General features: G+C 51.5%; 24 protein-coding genes. 14 read left to right on the top strand and 10 right to left on the bottom strand.

The window, feature by feature from the left end:
- Window positions 1-205: 205 nt before the first annotated feature.
- Entirely contained in the window at window positions 206-991 is a 786-nt protein-coding gene (locus tag AC6ESO_RS19960) for an SDR family oxidoreductase (protein ID WP_497092893.1), read from the bottom strand.
- 175 nt (window positions 992-1,166) lie between these two features.
- Here AC6ESO_RS19960 and AC6ESO_RS19955 point away from each other — a divergent pair, with 175 nt between their 5' ends.
- Window positions 1,167-2,855 carry a putative bifunctional diguanylate cyclase/phosphodiesterase gene (locus AC6ESO_RS19955; protein WP_497092892.1) on the top strand — a complete coding sequence of 563 codons (1,689 nt, stop codon included), beginning with the start codon at window positions 1,167-1,169 and terminating at the stop codon, window positions 2,853-2,855.
- A gap of 191 nt (window positions 2,856-3,046) precedes the next feature.
- Here the strand turns inward: AC6ESO_RS19955 and AC6ESO_RS19950 are convergent, their stop codons facing one another.
- A complete protein-coding gene (locus tag AC6ESO_RS19950) occupies window positions 3,047-3,574 on the bottom strand; it encodes an ankyrin repeat domain-containing protein (protein WP_497092891.1) in 528 nt (175 codons plus the stop codon).
- Window positions 3,575-3,772: 198 nt separating this feature from the next.
- On the opposite strand from AC6ESO_RS19950, the gene AC6ESO_RS19945 reads away from it, so the two are divergent.
- The 4 genes from AC6ESO_RS19945 to AC6ESO_RS19930 all read left to right on the top strand — a co-directional run bounded on the left by AC6ESO_RS19945 (window position 3,773) and on the right by AC6ESO_RS19930 (window position 6,717).
- Window positions 3,773-4,498, top strand: coding sequence for an apiosidase-like domain-containing protein (locus AC6ESO_RS19945; RefSeq protein WP_497092890.1), 726 nt, complete (start codon window positions 3,773-3,775; stop codon window positions 4,496-4,498).
- Window positions 4,467-5,072: an apiosidase-like domain-containing protein gene (locus tag AC6ESO_RS19940; RefSeq protein WP_497092889.1), complete on the top strand. Its 606-nt coding sequence runs from the start codon at window positions 4,467-4,469 to the stop codon at window positions 5,070-5,072. The genes AC6ESO_RS19945 and AC6ESO_RS19940 overlap by 32 nt, the downstream gene beginning before the upstream one ends.
- Window positions 5,069-6,097, top strand: coding sequence for an NAD-dependent epimerase/dehydratase family protein (locus AC6ESO_RS19935; protein WP_497092888.1), 1,029 nt, complete (start codon window positions 5,069-5,071; stop codon window positions 6,095-6,097). The genes AC6ESO_RS19940 and AC6ESO_RS19935 overlap by 4 nt, the downstream gene beginning before the upstream one ends.
- Window positions 6,098-6,282: 185 nt before the next feature.
- On the top strand, window positions 6,283-6,717 hold the full coding sequence (locus AC6ESO_RS19930; protein WP_497092887.1) for a GNAT family N-acetyltransferase: 435 nt from the start codon (window positions 6,283-6,285) through the stop codon (window positions 6,715-6,717).
- A 912-nt stretch (window positions 6,718-7,629) separates the two neighbouring features.
- Here the strand turns inward: AC6ESO_RS19930 and AC6ESO_RS19925 are convergent.
- Window positions 7,630-10,344: a glycosyl hydrolase 2 galactose-binding domain-containing protein gene (locus tag AC6ESO_RS19925; RefSeq protein WP_497092886.1), complete on the bottom strand. Its 2,715-nt coding sequence runs from the start codon at window positions 10,342-10,344 to the stop codon at window positions 7,630-7,632.
- A 153-nt stretch (window positions 10,345-10,497) separates the two neighbouring features.
- Between AC6ESO_RS19925 and AC6ESO_RS19920 the strand changes: the two genes are divergently transcribed.
- Together AC6ESO_RS19920 and AC6ESO_RS19915 are read left to right on the top strand one after the other, a co-directional pair.
- The gene (locus AC6ESO_RS19920; RefSeq protein ID WP_497092885.1) at window positions 10,498-11,370 is read left to right on the top strand and encodes a helix-turn-helix domain-containing protein; all 873 of its coding nucleotides are present in this window, start codon (window positions 10,498-10,500) and stop codon (window positions 11,368-11,370) included.
- 180 nt (window positions 11,371-11,550) lie between these two features.
- Entirely contained in the window at window positions 11,551-13,236 is a 1,686-nt protein-coding gene (locus AC6ESO_RS19915; RefSeq protein WP_497092884.1) for an extracellular solute-binding protein, read from the top strand.
- A gap of 156 nt (window positions 13,237-13,392) precedes the next feature.
- Here AC6ESO_RS19915 and ald read toward each other — a convergent pair whose 3' ends face one another.
- The gene (gene ald, locus AC6ESO_RS19910) at window positions 13,393-14,526 is read right to left on the bottom strand and encodes an alanine dehydrogenase (RefSeq protein WP_497092883.1); all 1,134 of its coding nucleotides are present in this window, start codon (window positions 14,524-14,526) and stop codon (window positions 13,393-13,395) included.
- Window positions 14,527-14,718: 192 nt separating this feature from the next.
- On the opposite strand from ald, the gene AC6ESO_RS19905 reads away from it, so the two are divergent.
- Window positions 14,719-16,365, top strand: coding sequence for a PucR family transcriptional regulator (locus tag AC6ESO_RS19905; RefSeq protein ID WP_497092882.1), 1,647 nt, complete (start codon window positions 14,719-14,721; stop codon window positions 16,363-16,365).
- Window positions 16,366-16,378: 13 nt separating this feature from the next.
- A complete protein-coding gene (locus AC6ESO_RS19900; protein ID WP_497092881.1) occupies window positions 16,379-17,635 on the top strand; it encodes an MFS transporter in 1,257 nt (418 codons plus the stop codon).
- Window positions 17,636-17,686: 51 nt separating this feature from the next.
- Here the strand turns inward: AC6ESO_RS19900 and AC6ESO_RS19895 are convergent, their stop codons facing one another.
- The 4 genes from AC6ESO_RS19895 to AC6ESO_RS19880 form a co-directional block, all read right to left on the bottom strand.
- Window positions 17,687-18,085 carry a LytTR family transcriptional regulator DNA-binding domain-containing protein gene (locus AC6ESO_RS19895; RefSeq protein WP_494821559.1) on the bottom strand — a complete coding sequence of 133 codons (399 nt, stop codon included), beginning with the start codon at window positions 18,083-18,085 and terminating at the stop codon, window positions 17,687-17,689.
- Between the two features lies 1 nt (window position 18,086).
- Window positions 18,087-18,218 (bottom strand): hypothetical protein, encoded by a 132-nt coding sequence (locus tag AC6ESO_RS19890; protein ID WP_256256516.1) that lies wholly within the window; start codon window positions 18,216-18,218, stop codon window positions 18,087-18,089.
- A gap of 34 nt (window positions 18,219-18,252) precedes the next feature.
- Window positions 18,253-18,915, bottom strand: a complete 663-nt coding sequence (locus AC6ESO_RS19885; RefSeq protein ID WP_494821558.1) for a hypothetical protein — start codon at window positions 18,913-18,915, stop codon at window positions 18,253-18,255.
- Between the two features lie 256 nt (window positions 18,916-19,171).
- Window positions 19,172-19,597 carry a VOC family protein gene (locus tag AC6ESO_RS19880; protein WP_494821557.1) on the bottom strand — a complete coding sequence of 142 codons (426 nt, stop codon included), beginning with the start codon at window positions 19,595-19,597 and terminating at the stop codon, window positions 19,172-19,174.
- A 196-nt stretch (window positions 19,598-19,793) separates the two neighbouring features.
- Between AC6ESO_RS19880 and AC6ESO_RS19875 the strand changes: the two genes are divergently transcribed.
- The 3 genes from AC6ESO_RS19875 to AC6ESO_RS19865 all read left to right on the top strand — a co-directional run bounded on the left by AC6ESO_RS19875 (window position 19,794) and on the right by AC6ESO_RS19865 (window position 22,185).
- Window positions 19,794-20,744 carry a helix-turn-helix transcriptional regulator gene (locus tag AC6ESO_RS19875; RefSeq protein ID WP_497092880.1) on the top strand — a complete coding sequence of 317 codons (951 nt, stop codon included), beginning with the start codon at window positions 19,794-19,796 and terminating at the stop codon, window positions 20,742-20,744.
- Window positions 20,745-20,774: 30 nt separating this feature from the next.
- Window positions 20,775-21,659 (top strand): hypothetical protein, encoded by an 885-nt coding sequence (locus AC6ESO_RS19870; RefSeq protein ID WP_497092879.1) that lies wholly within the window; start codon window positions 20,775-20,777, stop codon window positions 21,657-21,659.
- A 166-nt stretch (window positions 21,660-21,825) separates the two neighbouring features.
- Window positions 21,826-22,185 carry a DoxX family protein gene (locus AC6ESO_RS19865; RefSeq protein ID WP_497092878.1) on the top strand — a complete coding sequence of 120 codons (360 nt, stop codon included), beginning with the start codon at window positions 21,826-21,828 and terminating at the stop codon, window positions 22,183-22,185.
- A gap of 58 nt (window positions 22,186-22,243) precedes the next feature.
- Here the strand turns inward: AC6ESO_RS19865 and AC6ESO_RS19860 are convergent, their stop codons facing one another.
- Entirely contained in the window at window positions 22,244-22,669 is a 426-nt protein-coding gene (locus AC6ESO_RS19860; protein WP_497092877.1) for a cupin domain-containing protein, read from the bottom strand.
- Window positions 22,670-22,965: 296 nt separating this feature from the next.
- On the opposite strand from AC6ESO_RS19860, the gene AC6ESO_RS19855 reads away from it, so the two are divergent.
- Together AC6ESO_RS19855 and AC6ESO_RS19850 are read left to right on the top strand one after the other, a co-directional pair.
- Window positions 22,966-23,526, top strand: a complete 561-nt coding sequence (locus tag AC6ESO_RS19855) for a 5' nucleotidase, NT5C type (RefSeq protein ID WP_497092876.1) — start codon at window positions 22,966-22,968, stop codon at window positions 23,524-23,526.
- A gap of 33 nt (window positions 23,527-23,559) precedes the next feature.
- Entirely contained in the window at window positions 23,560-24,177 is a 618-nt protein-coding gene (locus AC6ESO_RS19850) for a LysE/ArgO family amino acid transporter (protein WP_497092875.1), read from the top strand.
- Window positions 24,178-24,459: 282 nt separating this feature from the next.
- Here AC6ESO_RS19850 and metG read toward each other — a convergent pair whose 3' ends face one another.
- Complete coding sequence (gene metG, locus AC6ESO_RS19845; protein WP_497092874.1) at window positions 24,460-26,112, bottom strand: methionine--tRNA ligase; 1,653 nt, start codon at window positions 26,110-26,112, stop codon at window positions 24,460-24,462.
- Between the last annotated feature and the right edge of the window lie 20 nt (window positions 26,113-26,132).

Here is a 26,132-nt window from a genome sequence, read left to right as displayed (position 1 = left end):
GCGCGGAAATGAAGCTGAGAGTACGGAAATCGAACTCTCAGCAGTCAAACTAACCTAACTGGCTCTGTGCGCTGAAGTGAGAGTTCGAAAATGGAACTCTCACCGCCGAAACCGCGCCGAAATGATGCTGAGAGTACGGGAATGGAACTCTCAGCAATGGGCAGCCAATAAAAAAGGGACGCCCTGAGGCGTCCCTTTACTATGCCTACAGTCCGCGAACCAACCCGCCGTCGACCATCAACGCTTGGCCGGTCATGTAGCTGTTCGCCGGCGATGCGAGGAACGCGACATAGCGGGCGAATTCCGCCGGATTGCCATAACGGCCTACGCCGACCTCGCTTTCGTTCCGCGTACGCTGCGCCTCGTACGTAATGCCCGCTGCAGACGCGCGCGACTCGTCCAGCGAACGGACGCGATCGGTCGCGAACCGGCCTGGCGCCGCCGCGTTAATGAGAATATTGCGCGGCGCGAGCTCGTCCGCAAGCGTCTTGATGAGCCCTTGCACGCCAAGGCGCAGCGAGTTGCTGAGCACTAATCCGGGAATCGGCTGCTTGATCGACGTGGAGGACACGTACACGATCCGTCCGCCTTCAGCCGGGAAATGCGGCAGCGTATGCCGAACCAGCCGGACAACGCTCATCACGTTCTGCTGGAATGCGGACTCCCACTGCTCGTCCGCAATGCTGGTGAACGTGCCAGCCGGAGGGCCCCCGGCGTTGCATACGAGCCCATCAACGCGTCCGAACCGCTCCACAGCAGCGGCTATAAGCGCTTCGATATCTGCAGGCGAGGAAACATCAGCTCGAACCGCGAGCACTTCCCCTCCCGTAGCAGAGCGGATATCGGCTGCAGCCGCCTCAATGGTGTCTGCGTTTCTGCCGCAGATCACCACGTTCGCTCCTTCTTCAGAGAGCTGAAGCGCGGAAGCTTTTCCAAGTCCTTTACTGGCTGCCGTCACGATCACAGTACGATTTCGAAATCCTAAATCCATTCGCTATTCCTCCATCCTAACTCATTTACTTTAGTAACTAGCATGCCTGATTTCTTCCTCCTTGTCGAGTGCACCAAGAGATGGTACGACGAATCAGGGCGAAGCCTTCCTATCTTTAAAGGGATTAAATATTCATGGCCTAAGCGAGCAAGGAGAGCAGGGAAATCGTCTCTAATTGCAGAAGTATAGGGGTACAGAGATCGCTTACATCGTAGAGGTACCGCACAAGGAGTTGATCAGGGATTTGAACCCATACGAGTTTCATTTGCAAATTGGTCGGATGCTGGATGATATTGCAGACGGCGTCTTTATTATGAAAGCCCATGATATGGAACTGACTTACTATTACGTGAATAAAGCAGCTACCCGTATGACAGGGATTACAATGTCAGATGTAGGGCAGACATTCTTCGAACGCAATAAGCCTGCCATGGCTGAATATTTATATAAGAAATATGCCAGAGTGGTGACGGAGCGAAGGGACATTCGCTACGAGGATGGCGTTGTGATGCCGAATGGGACGATGAGCGGGGAGTCGATGCTGTCGCCTATTTTTGGCGAAAGCGGCGAGGTCGAATATGTCATCAGCATGACGCGCGATATTACCGAACGCAAGAATTACGAGAATTTACTCTTCTACTATGCTTACCACGATGATCGTACGAAGCTGTACAACCGCAGATATCTGATGGAAAAAATGGTGAGCGCCGAAGCGCTCTTCCTGCTGGACCTCGATTATTTTAAAAATATTAACGATACGTTCGGCCATGACGCAGGAGATGCAGTACTTGTAGAGGTTGCGACCCGTTTAAGCGGGGCATTTGTGGCGGACTATACGCTGGTTCGGCTTGGCGGGGATGAATTTATTGTAGCTGCCAGCACCCATGTAGAGCAGCCGGAGTCGATGGCCTTGCTGATTATGGAGCTGTTCCGTGCGCCTTTTCGGATCAACGGCCAGCAAATCAAGCTGAACTGCAGCATTGGGATCGCGCTGGGGCAGGGGCATGAAGATATTCAGACGCTGCTCAAGCAGGCGGACATTGCGCTCTATAAGGCAAAAGGGGCCGGCCGCAAAAGCTTCCACGTGTATGAGGCGACCTCCCGATACGACCATGTCGAGAATTTCATCCACGAGCTTGCGCTGTCGAGTGCGATCGAGCTGGAGGAATTCGAGCTGCATTATCAGCTGATTTACAGCCCGCAGCAAGAATGCGTGGTCGGCGCAGAGGCGCTGCTTCGTTGGAACCGGGCTCATGTAGGCATGGTGCAGCCTGCAGAGTTTATTCCGATCACGGAACAGACCGGCCTTATTGTGCCGATTGGCTATTGGGTGCTCCGCAAGGCGTGCCAGGATTGGCATCTGCTGGTGGAGGGCTACGGAGAAGACATTCGTATTTCCGTGAACATATCGAGCGTGCAGCTCAGTGAGCCGGATTTTGTGGATCGTATTATCGAAATCGTCGAGCAAGAGAACGTCCCTCCGCAAGCGATCGAGCTGGAGCTGACGGAGAGCACCGTGATCAGCGATTCCCAAGGCGTGAAGCAGACGCTTAGCCGGCTGCGTTCCGTCGGTTTTAGCATAGCGCTGGATGACTTCGGCACCGGGTATTCGTCGCTGAGTATGCTGACTTTATTGCCTATCGATACGCTGAAGATTGATCGCTCTTTTATCCAAGAAATGAACGAGTCCGTTCTATCCGCCATGCTTGTTATGGCCGGTGCCTTGCGTTTGAAGGTTATCGCGGAAGGTGTGGAGGACGCAGGTCAGTATGAGATGCTCAGAGCGATGAGCTGCTGGGGCATTCAAGGGTATTACATCAACAAGCCGGTTGAGCTGGCCGCACTGCAGCAGGTTCCGGTTTAATAGAAATTGGCTGCTATTCCAGCAGGGGGAGTGGCGTCAAAAGTGGCTGAACGGGGGAGGACCTTGTTCAGCTGCTTTTTTTATCCCCCCAACCTTCAAAAAAAGTTGCCTCGACATGCGCATGGCGCACTTTCGAGACAACTTCTTAATTTTTTCACGGCTTCGTTAGCACGTATAACCATTACCGTTTGCTAACCCGCAGCTTCGCTCGCAAGAAGCAGCTCCGCAACGCGGTGGTTGCCTTGTTTGGTTGCGATCAAGGATGCTTTTTCTCCGTCTCCGGTTAAAGCATGAATGTCGGCACCATGTGCCAGCAATAAGCGAATAATCTCTTCGTTATCATCATGAAACGCAGCCGTATGGAGAGCTGTATGCCCATTGCTGTCTACAATTGTAGCCTCAGCTTGATTAGCGAGCAGCAGCCCAATCACGTCCACGTTGCGCTCCCCTGCGATAGCCGCATGTAGAGCCGTATTCGAAGGAATGTAAGACACTTTGGAATGGGAGACAGCGTTCACATCTGCGCCGTGATCGAGCAGAGCCTGCACAGCATCCGGGTTTCCGAAATGCGCTGCGAATCCCAGAGGCGTTAAGCCGTCGTCATTCTCGGTGTTGGCTAACTCCGGATGAGCGGCCAATATAGCACGAAGCAGAGCGACTTCATCTAAACGAGCGGCATGAAAAATATCCTCGATAAGCGATTTGATTTCCTTTGTCATTCCTCCATTTGTGCGAATACGAACTCAACCTCGACTATACCTTTTCTGGGAACATGCTCCACATTCCTGCTTCATCGCGGTGCAAGGAAAAAACATTATTTTATTGTATACATTCTGTATTTATTGCATAGACAGCGTTTTTTGACCCATGGTATAGTGCAGAAGAAAGCATGACATGGACTCGAAGAGAGGGAGATCATGAGACAAGTTACGGTAGCGGAGAACAAGGAAATCCTCCTTGACCGCGGGAAGCCATTTTTCTATCTAGCAGATACAGTGTGGGGGGTATTCTCGGCCGCGAAGCTGGAGGAGTGGGAGGTCTATTTGGAATACCGCCGCTTGCAGGGGTTTAATGCCTTGCAAATCAGCGTGCTGCCGCTCGTGCATGAAACGGTTGCTGATGAATTGCCGTTTCGTTTTGATGCCGATGGGAATTGGGACTTTATGAGCTGCAATGAGGCTTATTTCGATAAAGCGGAGAAAATGCTGCAGATGGCCTGCGAACGCGGCTTCCTTCCCGTGCTAGTCGTGCTCTGGCACAACTATGTTCCCGGTACCGGGGTGAATAACATGCATCCGGAGTACACGATTCCGTGGGAGGCTGTTCAGCCCTATACCGAGTATGTCGCGAAACGATTCGCGCGGTACAGCCCGCTCTATTACATCAGCGGCGATACGCAGTTTGAGAATGAGCAAGTGACCTCGTATTACGAGAAAGCACTGCAAACGCTGAAGCGATGCGCCCCTGAGGCAGTAACGGCGATGCATATGGGATCCCATCAGCACGACATTCCGGGTACGATTTTGCAATCGGAGGACTTGGATCTGTACATTTATCAATCCGGCCACCTGACGGAAACGCAGTCCGATTGTTACGAGCCCGGAGCAATTCATGGAGAAAACCATTCGCAGACCCATTATTAATTCCGAGCCCTGCTATGAGGGTCATGGATTTGGTAATCAATACGGCCGATATGGTGCGTTTGACGTTCGCCGGGCTTTCTGGTGGAGTGTATTAGGTGGGGCAAAAGCAGGCTTTACCTATGGGGCGCACGGCATCTGGTCCTGGCATAGGAAGGGGACGCCGTTCAATAATGAGCCGTTTGCCAAAACACCGTTTGACTGGCGAGTGGCGCTGCGATTCTCAGGTGCGTGGGATACCGGCTATGCCAAAGAATTGTTCGAGCAGTACGGCATGTTCGAGCTTGTTCCGCGTAACGATCTGCTCGTCACGCCTTATCCGGAGATCCGCGTAGCCGGGAGCCGCGATTTAAGTAAAGTGGTGATTTATGTTCCGTACAGCATCGACGTGGAGCTCTCTTTAGACCTGGCTGCAGAAGGTTATTCGGTGAAAATGATAGATTTGGACAGGCGGAATGTCATACTGCCAGCGGTTTTAACCATAGTTACGGCGGCTGGTGAGAGCAGCAGGATCCCGATGTCAGAAACGAATACGGACGTGCTTATCGTTGCCATGAAGGAGGAGACAATCAGATGAAGGTGCTCATTATCGGTGGAACGGGGACGATCAGCACGGCGATAACGGAACAGCTGCTGCACCGCGGGGATGCAGAGGTTTGGCATTTCAATCGGGGGCGGGGAGCGACACCTGCTGGTGTTAGGACGATTATCGGTGACCGGCGGGATTTTGCAGCTTTTGAAGCAAAGATGGCATCGGTAGCGGAAGGGTTCGACTGTGTCATCGACATGATTGGGTTTCAAGCGGACGAGGCTGAGAGCGCCATCCGCGCCTTCAAGGGCAGAGTCGGACAATACATTTATTGCAGCACGGTTGATGTGTATACGAAGCAGGCTAAGACTTATCCGATTACGGAAGATGGCGAACGTGAGGCGCTGCCTTCGTTCCCGTATGCGTTTAATAAGGTGCTGAGCGAAAATAGGTTGCTGGAAGCTCATGATCCCGGCACGTTTCCGGTTACGATCTTCCGACCTGCTCAAACGTATGGCGGAAGCGGGACAGCTGTCCCTTCCATCGCAGACGGGAATTACAATATGAAGCGGCTGCGTGAAGGACGCCCGATTGTCATTCATGGTGACGGCACTTCGCTGTGGGTCGCTTGCCATCGGGATGATGTGGCGAGAGCTTTTGTGCAGGCCATCGGTAACGAGACAACTTTCGGAAAAGCGTACAATGTGACAGGTGAGGAATGGATGACGTACGACCGTTACTGGAGAACGGTTGCCGCTGCGCTGGGTGTGCCTGAGCCGCAAATCGTTCATATCCCGACCGATCTTCTGGGCTTGCTGCTGCCCAAGAAGGCGGAGTGGTGCGTGGAGAATTTCCGGTACAATAACCTGTTCGATAATACGGCAGCGAAGCGCGACTTGGATTTTCGCTACACAGTGAAGTGGGAGCAGGGCATTCGAGGCGTTATTGAGGAGCTGGATAAGACGGGTGCGATCGAAGCGGCGGGCGAGCGGCTTTGGTATGATGCGCTGGTTGAGGCTTGGGCGGCAGCGGAAAAGCTGATGGTTGAGCGGATGGTTGGGTTAGACGGGTGACAGATGGGGTGGCTTGAACGTGAAGATGGAATGCGCGTGAAGGCGTGAAAGTGCGAATGCGTAAGGTATGAGGGATGAAAGCGTGAAGGTGTGAAAGCAAGAGGCATGTAGGTGGGGAGCGCCGTCGTCTGCGGTTGTGGTATAATCTTGGTCACAAAGTAACCTCGTAAAGGCGGTATTCTCGTATGTTGATTGATATCAAAACAAAGCTGGACGAAGAAGCGATTCAGGAGCTGCTTGGCTGGTCGGTATTTCCGGACCCGGAGCATTTGGAGAGAGCGGTGCAGCGCTATAAGGACGATGCATCGGCTAAGCTGCTTGGCTATGTGTCGGAGGATGAAATTATTGGTCTGATTGGGTATCACCATACGGGCAGCGATACGATAGTGATCGACCATATTGCCGTGGATCCATCGGAGCGGTACAAAGGCTACGGCAGAGGGATTATTTTGGAGCTGCTGGAGCTGGAGAAACCCGCGGTGCTGCTGGCCGAGACAGATGAAGAAGCAGTGGACTTCTATCGCAGCAGCCGATTCACGGTGGAGAGCCTTGGCGAGAAGTACCCTGGCACGGAGCGGTTCAAATGCACCTATTACGCGGATGAGGACGACAACGAGTAAGGGTTAAAAGGCGTTAGGGGAGTTGCCCCTAACGCCTTTTGTTTGTTCCGTGTGCTGAAAATGGCAATGGAGTGCCGGTTGGGGTCGGTTTTCTGTGGGTTAGACCCTCATTTTCAATTCATGACGGCAGGATAGGTTAGTTTGACTGCTGAGAGTTCGATTTTCGTACTCTCAGCATCATTTCGGCGTGGTTACGGCGTTGAGAGTTCGAATTTGAGACTCTCACTCTCACGCCCGGATCTATTTAGGTTAGTTTGACTGCTGAGAGTTCGATTTTCGTACTCTCAGCATCATTTCGGTGCGGTTACGGCTTTGAGAGTTCGAATTTGAGACTCTCACGCTCCCACCCGGAGGTAGTTAGGTTAGTTTGACTGCTGAGAGTTCGATTTTCGCACTCTCAGCACCCTTTCGGCGCGGTTACGGCGTTGAGAGGTCGGATTTGAGACTCTCACGCTCCCACCCGGAGGTAGTTAGGTTAGTTTGACTGCTGAGAGTTCGATTTTCGCACTCTCAGCACCCTTTCGGCGCGGTTACGGCGTTGAGAGGTCGGATTTGAGACTCTCACTCCACATTTGCAGTTGGAATGATGATAGTGGGCTGAGTTTCGGGAGTTAGTTGCATTGATAAGCGGCATATCCGCTAACACTTGCAATTTCGGTTAGTTTTGACAGCCATTAGCGGATATGCCGCTAATGGCGATGAAATCACCGGCTGAAGGCTGAGTTTTGGTGAATAGTTGCATTGATAAGCGGCATATCCGCTAACAATGTCAACTATGATAGGTTTTGACCGCTATTAGCGGATATACCGCTAATAGCGATGGAATCACCGGCTGCGATGAAACTACTCGCCGGAAGCGAAAACAAGCCCGTCTCAAAGCCTCGACTGCGCGAGCTTTGAGACGGGCTTCCGTTACTTAATAGAGGTAATCTTTAATGCCTCTAACTTAATTCTTGCCAAGGCGCCGCCATAGATTGTGACGGTGCGGACCTCCCCAGGCAGCAGGTCGAAGTAATGATCACTTAGCCGAATATCATCCGCCAAGTCAAAATGCACGGCGTGCGCGTAGGTCTGCGACTTCACTGTAACAAGAAGGTCAGCCCCACTAACGTCCGTGGAAATGATGCTAATTTCCGCCTGCGGGAGACCAAGTGCGCGAATATCACCCGGGCGAAGCATTGCCGGTTGAACTCGCTGTGAGAGGCCGCCCACGGGAATTGCAGCCGCGAACATCCCGCCGGCCCCGAGAGCCTCAGCGCCAGACTTGGCCTCGGCTCCGACCCCAGCTTCTATACCGGCCTCGCCCCCGACCCTGCCTTCAACCCCAGCCCCAACCCCGGCAGTAGAACCCCCACCCGAGAAGCGATGCAGTACTCCGCGGTAGCGTGCCGGGATGACCACTTCAATCCGCTCGGTCTGGCGTATCTGCCCATCGAAGGAGAGGAGACCGCATTCCAGTGCCCCCGTTAGCGGCTCATCGGTTTCGTTCACGGCGGTTACTTCCACCAGGCCGGATGACCCTTCACGCAGGATCAGCTTCACCGGAGCAAAAGCTCGCCGTACACCGTAGTAGCTCAGCTTCCGCCGCAGATAGTAGTCCACGATCGTCCAGCCGACCTCGCCCCAGCAATCGTTGTACATCCAGAACAAGGCCCCGGAGCAGAACGGCTTGCTCCGAATGGACTCCAGCGAATATTGGTACATGAGGCTTTGACAAAGCCCGGCATAAAGCAAATATTCATCCAACGACAGGTCGTCACGGTCCGAATAATGCTTGCGGATACCGGCGCGGACGGTGTCCTTCTCGAAAGTATTCGTATGCAGCCCCCAGATGCGGCTGCTCGTATCAATTGGACGCCCATCGAAATAGGTTTCGATCGTAGATAAGCGGCATGGCCCAATATAGCCATACTCTGAAACAAATTTTGCCTGCACCTCGTCATAGATCTCGGGTGTAATCCGCCGCTCCATATCCGGGTTCATCGTACCGTCATGCCAGTGATGGCGGTCGCCCATAGCATTGCCGTTCGGATGCTCACCGCCATAAGGCGAGCTGTTCCAATAAGGAATATGCGGGCAGTTGCTGCGAATCAGCGCAGGCGCAATTTCATTATAGATAATGGCCCCACCATAAAAATCCGGATGCCGAGTTCCGTTCCACCATTCATCGAAGCCCCAATGGTTCTCGTTGTTACCGCACCAGAGCGCAAGGGAAGCATGATTACGAAGCCGCCGAGTCTGGTAATCGATTTCCTTTGTGACCTCGTGCTTATACCAATCCAAATGGTCCGGGTACTTCCCGCAGGAGAACATGAAATCCTGCCAGACCAGAATACCGTACGCATCGCATCGCTCATAGAAAATATCCCGCTCATAAATACCGCCGCCCCAAATGCGCAGCATGTTAAAGTTGGCATCCCGCGCCTCAGCGATCAACACATCATACTTCTCATCGCTTACTCTGGCGATAATAGAGTCGGCCGGTATCCAGTTGCCTCCCTTGCAAAAGACGGGCACACCATTCACCTCAAGGGTAAACTGCCGCTCCGGTTCGACTTCGCCTGACAAATTTGAAGCCACCGGATCCGTGTTAATACGAAGCGTACGAATACCCAGCTTAAAATCGGGATACTCAAACTGCTCCTCACCGCTTACCAGTGAAGTGTGCACCACATAGAGCGGCTGACCTCCCATGCCGTTCGGCCACCACAGCTCAGCATTATGCACCTCCACTTCATAGGTAAGGAAGTTAATGCCGGAACGAAGACAGACTTGCTCGTTCACTTCGGCACTAATGCTGCCGTTCGGGTGAAGCAGCTGCAAAGAGAGTGCCGCTTCCCGCGTCTTAAAGGGATGAAGCTGCTCCGCCTCTACTTCAAAGCGAAGCTTCGCACTCGCTCCCACCGTCGCACTCGCTCTGGCCGTCGCACTCGCTCCCGCCTCCCCACACGCTCCTGATGCGGACAGTGTCACCGCGCTGACGCTGCGAATACAAACGAGGCTGTCCGCTTCCAGCCAAGCGCTGCCGGTGATGCCCGTCGTAGCAATTCGCGGCCCCCAGTCCCAGCCATAGACGAACTGCGGCTTGCGCACGTTCGCGCGCCGATCGTCGCCGCGCTTGCCAATCGCTTCGTTCTCCATTTCCGCGAGTGTCCCGGCGGTCATCACCATAGCTTGAGCAGACACATGCTCAAGTCCCGATGTGACGCGCACTAGCAGCGCGTTCTCGCCGACGTGGAGCAGGGATTGTACGGATGAACGGAACGGGTAGAAAGCACTGCGATGATGGCCGAGATGAACGCCATTCATCCAGATGTCGGCTTCCGAATCGAGAGATTCCAGATGAAGCATAATGCGCTGCCGAGCAAGTATTCCTTCGTCGAGGGAGAACCGCTTCAAGAACCACCACGATTTGTTCTCCGTCCATTCCGCGGCGAAGCAATAATCGGCGAGCACCGGGTCTTGAATTAGGCCTTGCTCGATGAGCGGCATGTGAATATCGCAGGGCAGCGTGGCAACAGGCATCCAATCCTTTTGCTTGCCCAATATCCGGTAAGCCGCACCAGGACCGCAGGATAAATCCTCAAACGTTAACTGCCAATCGTCTTGTAACGGAATTCGCAGCAAAGGCGGTTCATCTCCCTTTATGTAAACAAATTAGTTAGGACTTCGTTCTGTTGATAGCGTACCATTCGTGGCATCAAAGAATCTTCATTCTTATTGATTCAGAATTGCGTTCTGTTGATATAATGGACATGACATGACAGGGGAGGTATGGCCATGCTGCGGTTGACCGCGAATGGACTGATCGATGCGGAACTTGAAACGGAGTTCTATTATCACCGTAAGCTTCAATACTGGACGACCGTGCATGATCACGAAGACTTCTATGAATGTTTCCTGATTACAGAGGGAAGCGTCTACCATCTTGTTAACGATGTGAAACAACTATTGACAGAAGGTATGCTTACTTTTATCCGTCCAACCGATATACATAGTTATGAGCGATATGGCAGTGAAGAAGTAGAGCTGTTGAATATCAATTTTCGCTGCTCGATGGTAGAGGAAGCTTGGGCCTATCTGGGTGAAGGCTTTGAACGAACGCGGTTGACCGAGCCGGTGCTGCCTCCGCAATGCGTACTCTCGCCGGAGCAAGCTGCATGGTTGATTGGGCAATACGAAAGAATCAACGCCATGAGTGCAGAGAATAAATCCGCCATTCGCTCTGTGGCACGAGGCCTGCTAATTGAACTGCTGGTACAGCATTTTACGCCGCCGCCGGCAGATGTTCATCCCAGTGCGCCGAAGTGGTTAAATGATCTGCTCAACCAGGTCGGCACTAGAGCGCACCTAATCGAGGGAACAGGCGCACTCTACAGGCTGGCCCCCTATTCGCAAGAGCATGTTTGCAGGGAAATGAGGAAGTATCTCGGCATCACCCCGACGGAGTGGATGAATGAACAAAGGCTGCAGCACGCGGCTGTATGGTTGAAGCAGGGGGAAGCGTCCATACTCGACATCGGGCTGGATTGCGGCTACAGCAGTTTAAGTTATTTCTACAAAATGTTTTCGTCCAGATTCGCCATGACACCGGCAAGGTACAGGAAGCTTAATCGCAAAACGGCAATACCTGTTCGAGGGCCATCAATGTAGCATGTTCTAACGAAACAATAACAGCGCTTACACGTGCAGAGAACGCAAACACCTTCCTAAAATTGGAATCTACTAGGATGATTATCGGGATAGTGTGAATTAAAATGGATTTTACATAGAATAGAAGACCTTTCGAGACTATAATGGGTTAAACAGCAAACATAAACTTGGGGGAAGCAGATGAAACCTACAGCGGTGAGTTTATTTCTGTGCGCATCAATCGTGTTAAGCTTGGCGGCTTGCGATCGGAATGGTGCTGATGAGGGCAATCCGTTTAGTGCTACTTATCATGAGGGCGACTCGAATGCAGAGAAAAACGCAATTACATATGCGGAAATCAATGATGATGGACCCTTTACGAAGTATGAGAAGCAGGTTACGGTGACACTCGGAAGGCAAGGAATTGCCGGCAATAACTTGCCTAATGGGGATACATTGGAGAACAACGAGTTTCTCAAATACGTCGAAGACCGCCTCAATGTGAAAGTGAATTATGAGTTCTCCATTGAAGACGTAGATGACTACAATCAGAAGGTTAGCTTGGCGATCGCCAATAATAGCATGCCGGATATCATGATCGTCAATGAACAGCAATTCAAAGAGATGGCGGGAGCAGGCATGCTGGCCGATCTGACCACGATTTACGAGAAATACAGTTCACCGCTTATTAAAGACTACTATAAGTCGTTCTCGGGCGATCGCGTGCTGAATACAGGCCGTATCGACAACAAACTGTACGGGCTGCCAAATACGAACATAGACGGAACCTACCAGCTGCTGTGGGTTCGCAAGGATTGGTTGGATAAATTGAAGCTGGGGCTCCCTTCTTCCATGGAAGACATTCAAACGATTGCGCAAGCCTTCAAGGAGCAAGATCCCGACCGTAACGGCAAGCCGGATACAGTAGGACTGCTCGGGGACAAACAGATTGTCGGCGATGCTGAGTTTTTCACCTTCGATCCGATATTTAACCAGTATCATTCGTATCCGCAGAGCTGGTTTAAGGATGACGGCGGCAATATCGTATATGGATCTACGACACCGGAGACGAAGGAAGCGCTCATGAAGCTGAGGGATATGTACAAAGCAGGACTCATCGATAAAGAGTTTCTGACGCGCAAATGGCAGGACAATGCCGCGCTGGTATCCGGCGGTCGAGCGGGCATTCTGTTTGCGCCATGGTTTGCCGGCTGGATGCTGGCGGACAGCGTGAAAACCGATCCGAAAGCAGAGTGGGTGCCGCTTGCCGCGCCGCTTGACGAGGATGGCAACCGTAATGTTGTGCCTTCCGCGCCGTCAGGAACATTCCTTGTAGTGAACAAGAATGCAATGCACCCGGAGGCGGCACTGAAGTTGTTAAGTGTCGAATACGAAGGTATTCGTCTAATCGATCCGAAGTCGCATGAGCTGTACAAGGATGAGATCGTCAGCTGGCTCAACTATCCGCTGAACGTGCAGCTGGATTTCCAAGATTCGTTAGCCCGCGATATTCCGATCTACGACAAGGTGCTGAAGGATAACGACCTGCAGGATCTGCCGGCACGGCTAATTAAGCGCGTGAATTCAATCTTGAAGAATAAGAAGGATCCGAAGATGGACATTGCAGCGTTCGCGGATTCTCTCGCTTACTACACAGGCGGCGCCGTTACGGGTACCAAGGAAATAAAGAAGATCAATCCGATCTTCTATGGCACAACGGCGACGATGGTGAAGAAAGGGACCAGCCTTGATAATCTGGAGAATGAGACGTTCCTGCGCATCATAACCGGTGCGGCACCGATCGAGGACTTTGATAAGTTTGTCTCTACATGGAAGCTTTCCGGAGGCGACGAGGTTACGCAAGAGGTGGCGGCATCGCTGAACTAGCCTAGCAAGCGGACGGCAACGTCGGTTGGCTCAACGCCGCGCAGCAAAATATCGTAGATGAACCACGAAGCCCCCTTGAGATTATCTCAAGGGGGCTTCGCGTGGGGTTTAAAAAATATGAAGGGGTCTGAACCAGGTTCAGGTTTTCAAATGGATTTATATGTGAATGGTATGCAGCTCCAGCACTTGTGCCAGAGGAGTATATGCATAACCAAGATCATCGGCTACTGCTTTGTACGTTACTTTGCCATTAATAATATTCGTGCCGCTTTGCAGCGCTGGGCTATCTTGAATCGCTTGATAAGCACCTTTACGAGCAATTTGCAGCGCATACGGAATTGTTGCATTGGTCAACCCAATGGTGGACGTCTGCGGAACGGCGCCCGGCATGTTCGCTACGGCATAATGAATGACGCCATGCTTCACATACGTTGGATTGTCATGCGTTGTAATATGATCGATCGTCTCCACGCTGCCGCCTTGGTCAATGGCCACATCGACGATTACAGCGCCTTGCTTCATCGTTTTCACCATTTCCTCGGAGACGAGGACAGGTGCTTTCGCGCCCGGAATCAGTACAGCGCAGATAAGCAAATCTGCTTCGGCAACGCTCTGTGCAATGTTATAGCGGCTCGATACGAGCGTTTGTACTTGGTTGCCAAACAGATCATCGAGCTGTCGCAGACGGTTCGCATTCAAATCGAGAATCGTCACTTCCGCGCCTAAGCCGATGGCGATTTTCGCTGCATTCGTACCTACAACGCCGCCTCCGATTACGGTAACTTTGCCTCTGGCTACCCCGGGAATACCGGAGAGCAGAATGCCGCGTCCACCTTTAGAGCGCTCGAGCAGCTGACTGCCGATTTGTGCGGCCATCCGGCCGGCTACTTCGCTCATTGGCGTCAAGAGCGGAAGAGCTCCGCCTTCTTTGACCGTTTCATAAGCGATTGCAGTTACCTTCGACTGGACAAGTGCCTCAGCTAAGCTTGGCTCTGCGGAGAGATGCAGGTAAGTGAAGAGAATAAGACCTTCTCTGAAGAAGGAGTACTCGCTTGGCAGCGGCTCTTTCACTTTTATAACCATATCTGCTTGTTGCCAAACAGCTGCGGCATCGGCTAGGATAATCGCTCCCGATTGCTGGTACTCAGCATCCGTAAAACCGCTCTCATAACCGGCATTTGTTTCCACATAAACGGTATGTCCGTCTTGAACGAATTCCTTCACACCGGATGGTGTTACGCCTACACGGCATTCATTATTTTTAATTTCCTTCGGCACGCCAATGATCATTAGTGATCTCTCCCCGTCCATGAATGCGAACCTCTGAAAGTCGTAAGTTGTTTCCTGTTCTTATTTGCATTATAGAATGGATCTGGCGCATAAACATCATACAGAATATAAAGTGAATTGACAGATGGATAGACATTTATGTATATTGAGCCTACTACGTATAGACAAAATGTCTAAAGTAAAGGTGATAAAATGGACACAATGACGTTTGGGATTAAACAGCTGCTCGAACGGCCGATCTTTCGCGCGGCGAGATTGGTTGCAGGACGGGAAGGCATCCATCATCCGGTCGGCTGGGTGCATGTGCTTGAAATTACGAATGTGGCGCCGTACGTGAGCCCGAATGATTTGATTCTGACGACGGGCCTGTGGCTGAAGCAGAATGAACAGGAACGTTTTGCCTATATGAAGCAGTTGATCGATCAACAGGCGGCAGGGCTATGTATCGAGATGGGCACCACCGTCGATAACATTCCGAAAGAAATTGTGGAGCTCGCGGACCTGCATCATTTTCCGCTTATTGTGTTTGAGCAGCCGGTACGGTTTGTCGAGATTACGCAGGATATTCATGCCCTGATTATTAACAGGCAGCATCAGTTTCTGAAGGAGCTCGAGGTCTACTCGCGAAAGCTGCAGCGTCTAACACTGGAGAGTACGGGGATTGCGCAAATCTTGAAAGCTTTCCATGAACAATCGGCCAGACAGGTACTGTATTTCTCATCGCTTGACCACAGCATTTTCTACCCGGCTTTAACCAGTAAAGTATCGGGACCGATTTCGAGCTTCCTGCAGCGGCAGATGGATACCAAGGCGCTCTCTGCCAAAGACGTCTCGATTCTGCCGATGAATGCGCAGCAATTGCTTGTCGTCGAGCCCGTTATTTGTTTCGGCCAGACCTTCTCCTATGTAGGGGTACTCTTGCACAATCGCGCCGAGATTACAGAGTCGTTGACGCTGCTGCTTGATTACACCACGAAGGCTGTTGCCGCGATTACACTGCGCACCGAGTTTCTGGAAGAGAAGATGTCTCGCGACCATAACGAATTCATCCTGGATATTATGAACAACCGTATCGAGAACGAGGACCAGGCGCAATCCCGAATGGGCCTTCGTCAGTTGAATAAAGGCGAGTATTTGTTTGCCAGCGGCATTATCGAAATTCAGCATACGGCCGACATTGAACCGATTACGATTGAGGCCGATAAGCAGGATATGCTCATCCTGGTTCGGCAGCTCCTGAAGAAGCATGGGCTCTACAATCTGGTCATGATCCAGAACAATCGCATCTATATGCTCTGCGCCAAAGACGCCCTGCACAAGGAGTCGCATGACAACTTCCAAGCGACGCTCATGCGGCTTGCGGAGGAATTGCGAGCATCTGCGCATGAACCGCGAAAATCATTAAAGCTTCATGCCGGTTTCGGCAAGCTGCGTACGCAAATCGTGGAATCCTCGAGAAGCTTCGAAGAAGCGCAGCAGGTTATTGAAGTTGCACGTAATGTAGCGACGCAAGAGGGATGCATCTTCTATGACCGACTTGGTGTATACCAGCTGCTGAAGGCCGTTCCCAAGCTGTCGTTCCTCGCTTCGTATGTGGATGACCATCTGGGAGAACTAATCGCATACGATAGAGAGCATCATCTGCAGCTTATTGAGACGCTGGATGTTTATTTGGCTTGCATGGGCTCGAAGCAAGAGACGGCGGCGAAGCTTCACATCCACCGCCAGACGCTTTATAATCGGTTAGAAAAGCTCGGCCTGCTGCTGGGAGAAGACTTCCTGGAAGCCGATAAACGGCGTTGTCTCGAGATGGCGCTTGTTGCCTATAAGCTGAAGTAAGGGGATACGGGGAATGAAATCATCGAGGTTGTACTATGGCTGGGTAGTTGTCGGCATTGTGTTTCTGACGCTGCTCGTTTCAGCGGCGATTAATTCCGTGCCAAGCGTTCTCATGCTGCCGCTGGAGAAAGAATTTGGCTGGGATCGCAGCGCGGTATCCGGCGCCGTTTCGATTCGTATTCTGCTGTATGGATTAATGGGGCCATTTGCTGCAGCTTTCATGGCGAGGTATGGCGTACGTAAAATCATGGTGATCTCCATGCTGCTGCTCATCGTTAGTTTATCGCTTACGCCGATCATGACGTCGATCTGGCAAATGACCGTGCTATGGGGCATCATGGTCGGGATTGGAACCGGATCCTTGGCCAATGTGCTCGGTGTTACGATTGCCGGCCGGTGGTTTGTCACGCACAAAGGGCTAGTAATCGGCATGCTCACCGCAAGTGCTGCCACGGGTCAGCTTCTGTTCCTGCCGCTGCTGGCTAAGCTGACAGAGGATATCGGGTGGCGGACCGCTGTATATACGGTTGTAGGGGTGTTGGCTGTCCTGACGCCGATCGTCGGAATCTGGATGCGAAACCATCCTTACGATGTCGGCGTATCTGCGCTAGGAACAACCGAAGTGGTGAAGCCTGTACCGTTTACCGGCAATTTGTTTTTCACTCCGATTCAGACCTTGCTGAGCGCTGCGCGCAGCGGGACGTTCTGGCTGCTCGCCGGCACATTCTTCTTCTGCGGTTTCTCCACAAACGGGCTCATCGGAACGCATTTGATACCGGCTTGCGGCGATTACGGCATCCCGCTTGTAACCGCGGCAGGATTGCTGTCGCTGATGGGGCTGTTCGATCTTGTCGGTACGACGTTGTCGGGCTGGCTGTCCGATCGGTTCGATAGCCGGTGGCTGCTGTTCTGGTATTACGGACTGCGCGGACTGTCGCTGATCTTCCTGCCTTATGCGCTTGGCATGGGCTATACGCAGCTGACCGTTTTCGCTGTTTTCTATGGTCTCGACTGGATTGCGACTGTTCCGCCAACCGCGAAGCTGGCCTCCGATACCTTCGGCAAAGAGAAGGCCGGCATGATCTTCGGCTGGGTCGTGGTGGCGCATCAAGCAGGCGCGGCGCTTGCAGCATACGAAGCGGGACTGCTGCGCGTTTGGCTTGGCAGCTACACGGTGCCATTCGTCATGTCCGGCTTCCTCTGCTTGCTGGCCTCGCTTATGGCGCTGCGTATTCGCCGTGCCAGAGGCGCCGTCATTCAGGCAGCCTAACCAAAAAGCCTTCTTCCCGTTAAGGGAAGAAGGCTTTTTGGTTCTTTCCATCTATGTTGTCGATAACCCGCCGGTCAGATCATTACGGATCGCAGGAGATTCTGCAGCGTTGCAGAGCCGATCTACTTCCTTCAGATGTGCGCCGGAAACTGGTGCGCTTGGTGAATCGCTATTTACTGGTTTCTTCACGAAGTATAGTCGTTGTTGGATTTCATCAAAAAACTCGACTTGATCCATTTGTACGACGTAACAACGATCGACTTTCTTAAAGCCTTCTCCTACCAAGAAGCGCTCATGTTCTTCAAACGTAGAAACTTGACTGTAAAGACCTTCTCTTGTCTGATAGTATACCTCTCCGCGGTAGCTGCGCATAAGAAGAACGTCCTCAAGATCAATAAAAACGATATCAAACTCTTTTTTATTGTATCTTTTTACGACTGGAATCTTCATATTACACGCCCTTTTTTCTTAATTCGTTTGGAATGCGCGGATTGTGGAGCAGGAAATAAGATCCTGTCAGTACAAACAAGGATGAAACGCCGATAATGGCTGCCGCCAACATTTGGTAAGCTCTTTTTTGCATCGCTATCACCTCCTTATCAGAGTAATAACGATTCCTATTTAGCGTCTTCTTTGTCTTTTCTAATGGAGTAATGCAGAAATAGGGGGATCGTTAGTAGAAAAATGACACTTGCTACTATGGCATAGTCTTTATAATTTCCCCGCAGGATGAGTCCGGCGCCCGCAGCAATGACGAGGCTGGATACGACAACAACGAGCAGTATCGCATTGGTTCCCGTTATGGTGACGTTCGCGCGATGCGAAGCTGGTACATAATCATAACCCCAATGTTTGATAAAAATGGTTCTGCTGATGGCGAACACGATCGCAGCAGACAACACTTGCACCGATGCGGACAGAATCGGGGTACCTGCCACAACTTCCAGCGGCGTACCGGTTAGGGAGAGTACGAGAAGCGTCAACCCCTGAATGGCGAATCCGACAATGAAGGCCGCGGCGTTCATAATGAGAGAATAATAGATTGGAACCCGGAACAAGACCCATAAGACGATAACTAGCATCCCGAGTTGTATATAGGAAGATATATCTCCGATTTCAGGGATAAGCCGAGTGAAGTAAGAAACCTGACTCATCATAAGGGAGACAATCAAAGTAATATTTAGCCGTTCTGTCACGGGAAAGCGGAATAAGGTAAACATTAAAACGAAAACAGAGAAGTATTCTACTGATGAACCCAAGATGAAGTATAAATAATTCATAGTACCGCTTTTCCCTCCTAAGTTAGTATTATAAGGCCATATAGCTTCATTTTACCATGTCTGAAGGAATAGATTTGACATTTTTCTTTTGTTTTACGACATTTGGACTAGTTGACTCCATTATATCAGAAGCAAATTGCATATAAACGAAATAAAAACGACAAAATGAGACATAACTTCCCCTGCTTTGTAAGCAAAAAAGACACGGCCCGCATCATGTGCGAAGCCGTGTCTCTTTATACTTAAAACGTGCAATCTATTGGTGCATGTTTGTGTAAAGCTGCCAAGTAACGCCGAATTTGTCCGTGATCACCGCATAGCCCGGGCTAAAATGCGTTTCAATTAAAGGCACGCTGACTTGACCGCCTTGCTCGAGTGCGGCAAATACTTGCTTGGAAGTATTTACATCGTCCGTGCACAGGCAGATTGTAACTTGGTTGCCGAGTTGATGAGGCGTACCTGGGAATGCATCGGAGAACATAAGGTCGGTCTGGCCGACTTTAATGGTTGCATGGCCGATTAGGCTCTTAGCTTCTTCCGGAAGCGGCATCTCCGGGTTCTGCGGCATCTCGCCAAAGGTTTGCATGATGACTACTTCCGCATGTAAAGCTTCTTGATAAAATTTGATAGCTTCCGTTGCATTGCCGTTCATGACTAGATAAGGGACCAACATTGTGATCATCTTAAAATCGCTCCTTTGTGATTGGGGTGGCCATATCAGTATGGCCCTTACGGTTATCATACAGTACCGAACATATGTTTGCAATATTGCGGCGAGGTTATCTTTTTTTTGTTGGAAGCTGCCCGCATGGTGACAGACTTATTGTCACCAATAGGGTGATATAATGAGGTTGAAATGAGGGATGTCAGTGAGGCGGATGGACCGATTGATGGCGATCCTAATTGCGCTGCAGCAGGAGCCGGCAACAGCCAAACGATTGGCGGACAAATTCGAAGTGACGAAGCGGACGATTCTGCGGGATATGCAGTCGCTCTCCGAGATGGGGGTTCCTTTGTATGCGGTATCGGGTCCATCAGGAGGCTTTCGGTTGATGGAAAGCTTCCGGCTGCCGCCGCTGCAGCTGGATTCCGGCGAGGCGCTATCTGTCCTCTTCGCGCTTCGCAGCTTGACGAGGATGGCCGATACGCCGTTTCAGCAGGCAAGATGGACGGTGATGGATAAACTGAAGGCCATTATGCCGGAGCAGACTTTGGCGCAGATCGAGTCCACGCTTGATTATGTCGAGGTCGAAGTGCCGCAGCGCAGCGTCAAATCCCCGTTTCTGACCGATTTATTGGCCCATACTGCTGATTCGAGATGGCTCCGCGTGCTTTATCGTTCGGAGAAACAGACACGCTGGCTGGAACTGCGGCCTCGTAAAATGTATTCCGCGCACGGGTATTGGTACTGCGAAGCGTATTCGATAACCCACGGCGAGCAGCGGACCTTTCGCGTCGATCGCTTCGAAGCGATGGAACTCATGGAGGTGCCTGGCGAAGAAGCGGAACGTTTGGCTCGGGAAGCAGAGAGTCCGGCCGGCAGCGATGAGGGTTCTACCCGCATTATCGCTCAATTAACGTACCGGGGAGCGTTATTGGCGGAGCAGGACTTTCATATTGGCGACAACGTGAAACAGGTCACGGATGTTAGCTGGGAGCTGGATTTCATGTGCCCGGCTTCGGAGTGGCAGTGGGCGATCAAGTTTTTCTATTGGCTTGGCATGGATGCGGAAGTAAAGGAACCGCTGCATTTGCGGGAAGAGCTGTTCCGGATGGCGAGACAAGTTTACGACAGATACAAGATACAGTCAGAGATAGCGGTTGAATAGGATTTCCTATTTCAGAGGAGGTTGTTCAGGATGGAAAGCAATGAAATTCTCGAACGGGCTAAGTCATTTCTATACCGAAACGGCAGGTTGATTGATCGGAGAAGATTTGAATATCTCTTCGAGGACGGGACAAAAGAAGGGGTCTTCGGCGCGCTTCGCGCCTATCAGAATGAGGACGGCGGTTTTGGACATGCGCTGGAAGCGGACATTCGCTGTCCGGACAGTCAGCCTGTGCCGACTGAGGTAGCGCTTGCGATCATGGAGGAGATGGACAGCTATGATCCGGACATCCTTGACGGCACTATCCGCTATATGCGAAGCATTACATTGCCGGAGGGCGGCGTGCCGTTCGTATTCCGCAGTGCGGCGGCATACCCGCATGCGCCTTGGTGGAATGCCGAGCGGGATGATGTCGCTTCGATTAATCCGACCGGTCTATTAATCGGGACATTATACAAACAGCAAGCACGGACGGACATTTGGAAGGAAGAATGGTTTCAGCGAAACACAGCCTATATCTGGCGCGCGCTAGAGCAGGAGAAGCCGATTGGTTTTCACGATGGTATCCAGTGGATTACGTTTCTGCAGCATACGCCCGAGCAAGAGAAAGCTGCTCCCTATCTAGCATGGATAGAGGAATGGCTGCAGCAGCCCGGCATCATCGAGCGAGATCCGGAAGCCGTTGGTTATGTGCAAAAGGTACTGGATTGGGCTCCGAAGCGCAGCAGCTATGCAGGCAAGGTGATTTCGGAAGGCGAGCTGGATCGGCATCTGCATGCTTTGATCGATCAGCAGCGGGATGATGGGGGCTGGGGCATCAGCTGGGTGCCGGTAGGTCCCGGAGCTGAAGCCGAATGGCGCGGTTTCGTTACGGTAGAACGATTAAAGACGTTAAAATCTTATGGCATGTTGTAAAATGTAGGCGGAGATCCGAGTGGGGAGTGTGCTTCTTGCTCGGATTTTCCTGTGTTTATCTATGGTTTCTTTTTGGAAACAAGGAAACTTTCAAGTGCCTACTTCTGATTAAATACCCTTTGTCGTATGATAAGCCCATACAACCAACAAGGGGAGAGTACAAATTATGAATATCGCATTATGGGCCGTTCAGATTATTCTGGCGCTTATGTTCTTAATGGCAGGCATCATGAAGACGTTCCAATATGAGAAGGTTAAAGCAAGCATGCCTTGGGCAAAAGATTCCTCTCGGGGGCTCGTTCTCCTCGTCGGCTTATCCGAGCTGCTCGCTGCAATCGGATTTATCGTACCAACTGCAACAGACATTCTGCCATGGCTGGCCGGCGTTGCCGGAATTGGAATAGCGGTCATAATGGTGCTGGCTATTGGGGTTCATGCCAGAAGAAGCGAGAACCAGGCGATCGTGATGAACGTAGTGATTCTGGCGGTTGCCGTATTTATCGCAATTGGAAGATTGGGTTCATAGATTTATTGAAAGGCCGCCACTCTCCGGGGAAGGAGAGTGGCGGCCTTTTTGTGCATAACTATTCGAGAAGTTCAGCTTTGTATTGGGTGAACAGGGCTCGCATCGAATCCGGATCTCGCTGCTCCATCGCATGAATCGCATCGATTAACATTTGAATGCGCTTGTTCATGATAAGCAGATAACGGGCAGTCTCCGGTGCCGGATTCCAGAAGGTATGCTTCACGCCGCGCGGGGCTATGACGGCACTGCCGCCGGAAGCCTCTACAATGGTGTCGCCAATTTGGATAGCCAGCTTTCCTTCAAGCACATACCATGCTTCATCATCTTCATGATGAAGATGCAGCGGTGCAATGCGCATCGGTTCCCTATCCGGTGAACAACCTTCGGCGGTCCATTCGGCAATCACCAGATCCGCCCCGAAGGGGGAGAGGGTTTGCCCTAACATAGGCAAGGCAGTTATACGGGCGTTCGTTGTTTCGGACATAATAGAGGCCTCCGGTTCATAAAGTTGTTCCAAACAGTTATTCACAAAGTTATCCCCAATGCCAACAGCTCAAACGGCAATAAGGGTATAAGTATTGGGGACGTATGAACATATCCACAATTTAAGTTATCCACAGCTGGATACAATATTGCAAACGTTTCCTACTCATTAATTCGCTGTGGAAAGCAGGTGCGCACCTCTTGTATTTGACCATGCGGCAACCGATAATGAGTAAACATACTTCCACACATGCCGGATAGAACGAATAGGCAACGCCTCGAAGGAGTTGAGCCCGTTTGCATATTGCCATAGATTTGGATAATACCGTTCTGGATGCGACGGCGGCGCATGTAACCTATTATAATAGGGCATCCGGAATGGCGCTAATGGCCGCAGATATTCAAGATTTTTATATCTATCGATCCTATGGCTGGAATAAGGAAGAACGAGATCGTATTTATGAGAAGCATGGCCATGATATCCATTGGAATTCGGCGCCTTATCCGAATGCAGCTGATAGTTTGCGGCAATTATCGCTTCAGCATGAGCTGTCTATTATAACGGCAAGGCCGATGCTGTTCCGAGATGTTACAATCGATTGGTTGAACCATCATAAGTTTACCTATCACAATATATCATTCGCCGAAAATAAACTCGAAGCCTGCATAGCGGCTAAAGTGGACCTATTGGTCGATGATGCGCCACATTACGCGGAGGAGTTCGCTCGCATGCGCAAACCGATTATTTTGTATGATCAGCCTTATAATCGAGCCGTTACGGGCGAGTTCGTCCTGCGTGCTGCCAATTGGGCGGAAGTGAATCAGCATATACATCGTTTTGCCGCGGGGCTAAGGTAAATAAACAACTGGAACTGGAGAGAGAATGGAACCATGCTTGGTGCAATGATTCATGGATTTATATTGGCATTAGGATTGATTTTGCCGCTCGGTGTGCAAAATGTGTTTGTGTTTAATCAAGGTGCGGTTCAAAGCCGGCTCCGCAAGGCGCTGCCCGTCGTCATTACGGCGTCTATCTGCGATACGCTGCTGATCTTGCTGGCGGTGCTCGGCGTATCGGTCCTTGTCCTGCAGTTCGTTTGGCTGAAGACGATCCTGTTCGCCGTGGGCATCCTATTCCTCCTCTATATGGGATGGCTGACTTGGAAAAGCAAGCCGGCCAATCGGGAGTCCTCTTCCGCGGAAGCTCTCGGAGCGAAGAAACAGATTGCTTTTGCAGCGTCGGTGTCGCTCCTCAATCCGCATGCGATTCTGGACACGATCGGCGTCATTGGGACAGGCTCCTTGCAATATAGCGGGGCCGAGAAGGTGCTCTTCACCGTGGCCTGCGTGGTTGTCTCGTGGCTATGGTTTACTAGTCTGGCTGCGGCAGGACGCCTTACGGGCAGTCTGGATAAATCAGGGCGGATTATGATGGCGCTGAACAAAGTCTCCGCTGTCGTCATGTGGGGAACGGCTGTTTATTTGCTCGTTACGTTGATTAGCAAGTAGAGAGTAGAAGTTCACTCTAACGAACCAGACAGCCCTTATTTCAACCAAATAACTCGATTTGAAAATCTAACGAACCCTAGAGGCGTTATTTGGTGTAAAAAAGCCTCTAACCGCTCCAATTCCCCTAAATAGCGCCTTCACGGTTCGTTAGAATGGGTTGGGGGCTATTTTCATGTAAATAAGAGCCGTACGGTTCGTTAGAAGTTTAGCCCGCCCTTAATTTCGAGCACTTGCCGCCCATGAAAGCCGCTAGACGACCGGTTTCCAGGCCGCGGGCCTCAGCTACAGCTGCTGCGTTCTGCTATTCAGCAAATTAGATTCTTCCTCTACAATACGAAGAGTATCAATGCGCTCGAATAACAGCGATAAGCTCTGAATTTGCTGGTTAGCCGGAACGGTAATAAGCTTCCAAGCCGGCTGTTCAAGCGTGAGGAAGGACCGGATGCGCTCACAGGAGAAGGGGATGAACGGCTGCAGCAGATTGGCTAAATTCGCAATGATTCCCGTGCAAGTATGGAGTGTATGGCCGCATGCATCGCGATCCGCTTTGATTTGAACCCATGGCTTCTGCTCATCGAAATATTTATTGGCCCGGCGGATTTGAGCGAAAATCAACTCCAGCGCTTCTTTCAATCGGCCTTCTTCAATAAGGGTCCCCGACTCCAGGTACAACTCCGTAAGAACCTGCTTCCATTCTTCGCTAAGCTCGCCTGCGGGAACACGTCCTTCAAACGATTTTGTAATAAAAGCGAGCGTACGGTTCACGAAATTACCGAATGCGCCGAGCAGCTCCCCATTATGACTGTGGATAAACTCCCGCCAAGAAAAATCCGTATCCCGCCTCTCAGGGCCGTTAGCAAGGAGAAAATAGCGGATGGAGTCCGGCTGATACCGGCTCAGGATATCAGGCACCCAAATCGCCCAGTTGCGGCTGGTCGAGAACTTCTTTCCCTCCAGCGTCATGTACTCGCAGGAAATCATCCGATCCGGCAGATGCAGTCCGCCTCCGCCCAGAAGTACGGCAGGCCATATTAATGTATGGAAGGGGATATTGTCTTTGCCGTGCACATAATAAGCCGTAATGGTCGCCTCTCCATCTTTCCAGAAGGACTCCCACCTCCCGCCGGTCTCAGCAGCCCACTGTTTACTTGCTGACAGATAACCGCTGACCGCTTCGATCCAGACATAGATTTTCTTATCCTCGAAGCCCTCTACCGGTACTTCAACACCCCAGTCTAAGTCTCGTGTTGCCGCTCGATCAAGAAGGCCTTCTTCTAAGTAGCGCTTTGTTGATTGAACCGCGTTCTCTCGCCAGTCATGTGACTTGCCGGCAGCGTAAGCAGACAGCTCATTCTGAAAATGGGATAGCGCAAGATAGAAGTGCTCGGTGGCCCGTTCAGTAGGTGGATTGCCGCATATTTTGCAGGTCTTATCCAATAGATCGGCGGGGTCGAGCATGGTGGAACAAGCATCGCATTGATCGCCTCGGGCGCGACTTCCGCAAACCGGGCATATTCCTTCAACGTAACGATCCGGCAGAAACCGTTTATCCGTCTCGCAGTAGGTCTGTTGAATCGTTTTCTTGTACAGATGGCCATTCTCGAGCAGCTTCAGGAAGATTTCCTGCACGACCTGATGATGGAAGGGCTGGTCCGTCCGCGTATAGAGGTCATAGGTAAAGCCAAGCTGTGCGAAACAATCGGCAAATTCCCGATGGTAGCGGTCCGCGATAGCGCTGGGAGAAACGCCATCTTGAATCGCTTGAACCGCGACAGGAGTGCCGTGGCAATCGCTTCCTGATACGTACAAAACCTGCTCGCCCTTGGAACGGTAATAACGTGCCAGAACATCTCCGGGTAATAAGCTCGCCAATCGCCCCAAGTGCAAGGAGCCATTCGCATACGGCCAAGCGCCGCCAATAAATATAGGTGCCATCCACATCGCCTCCTTAATAG

The sequence above is a fragment of the Paenibacillus rhizoryzae genome (assembly GCF_059686995.1).
Note: the sequence above shows the minus strand (reverse complement) of the source record. Positions and strands in the feature narration are given on the sequence as shown.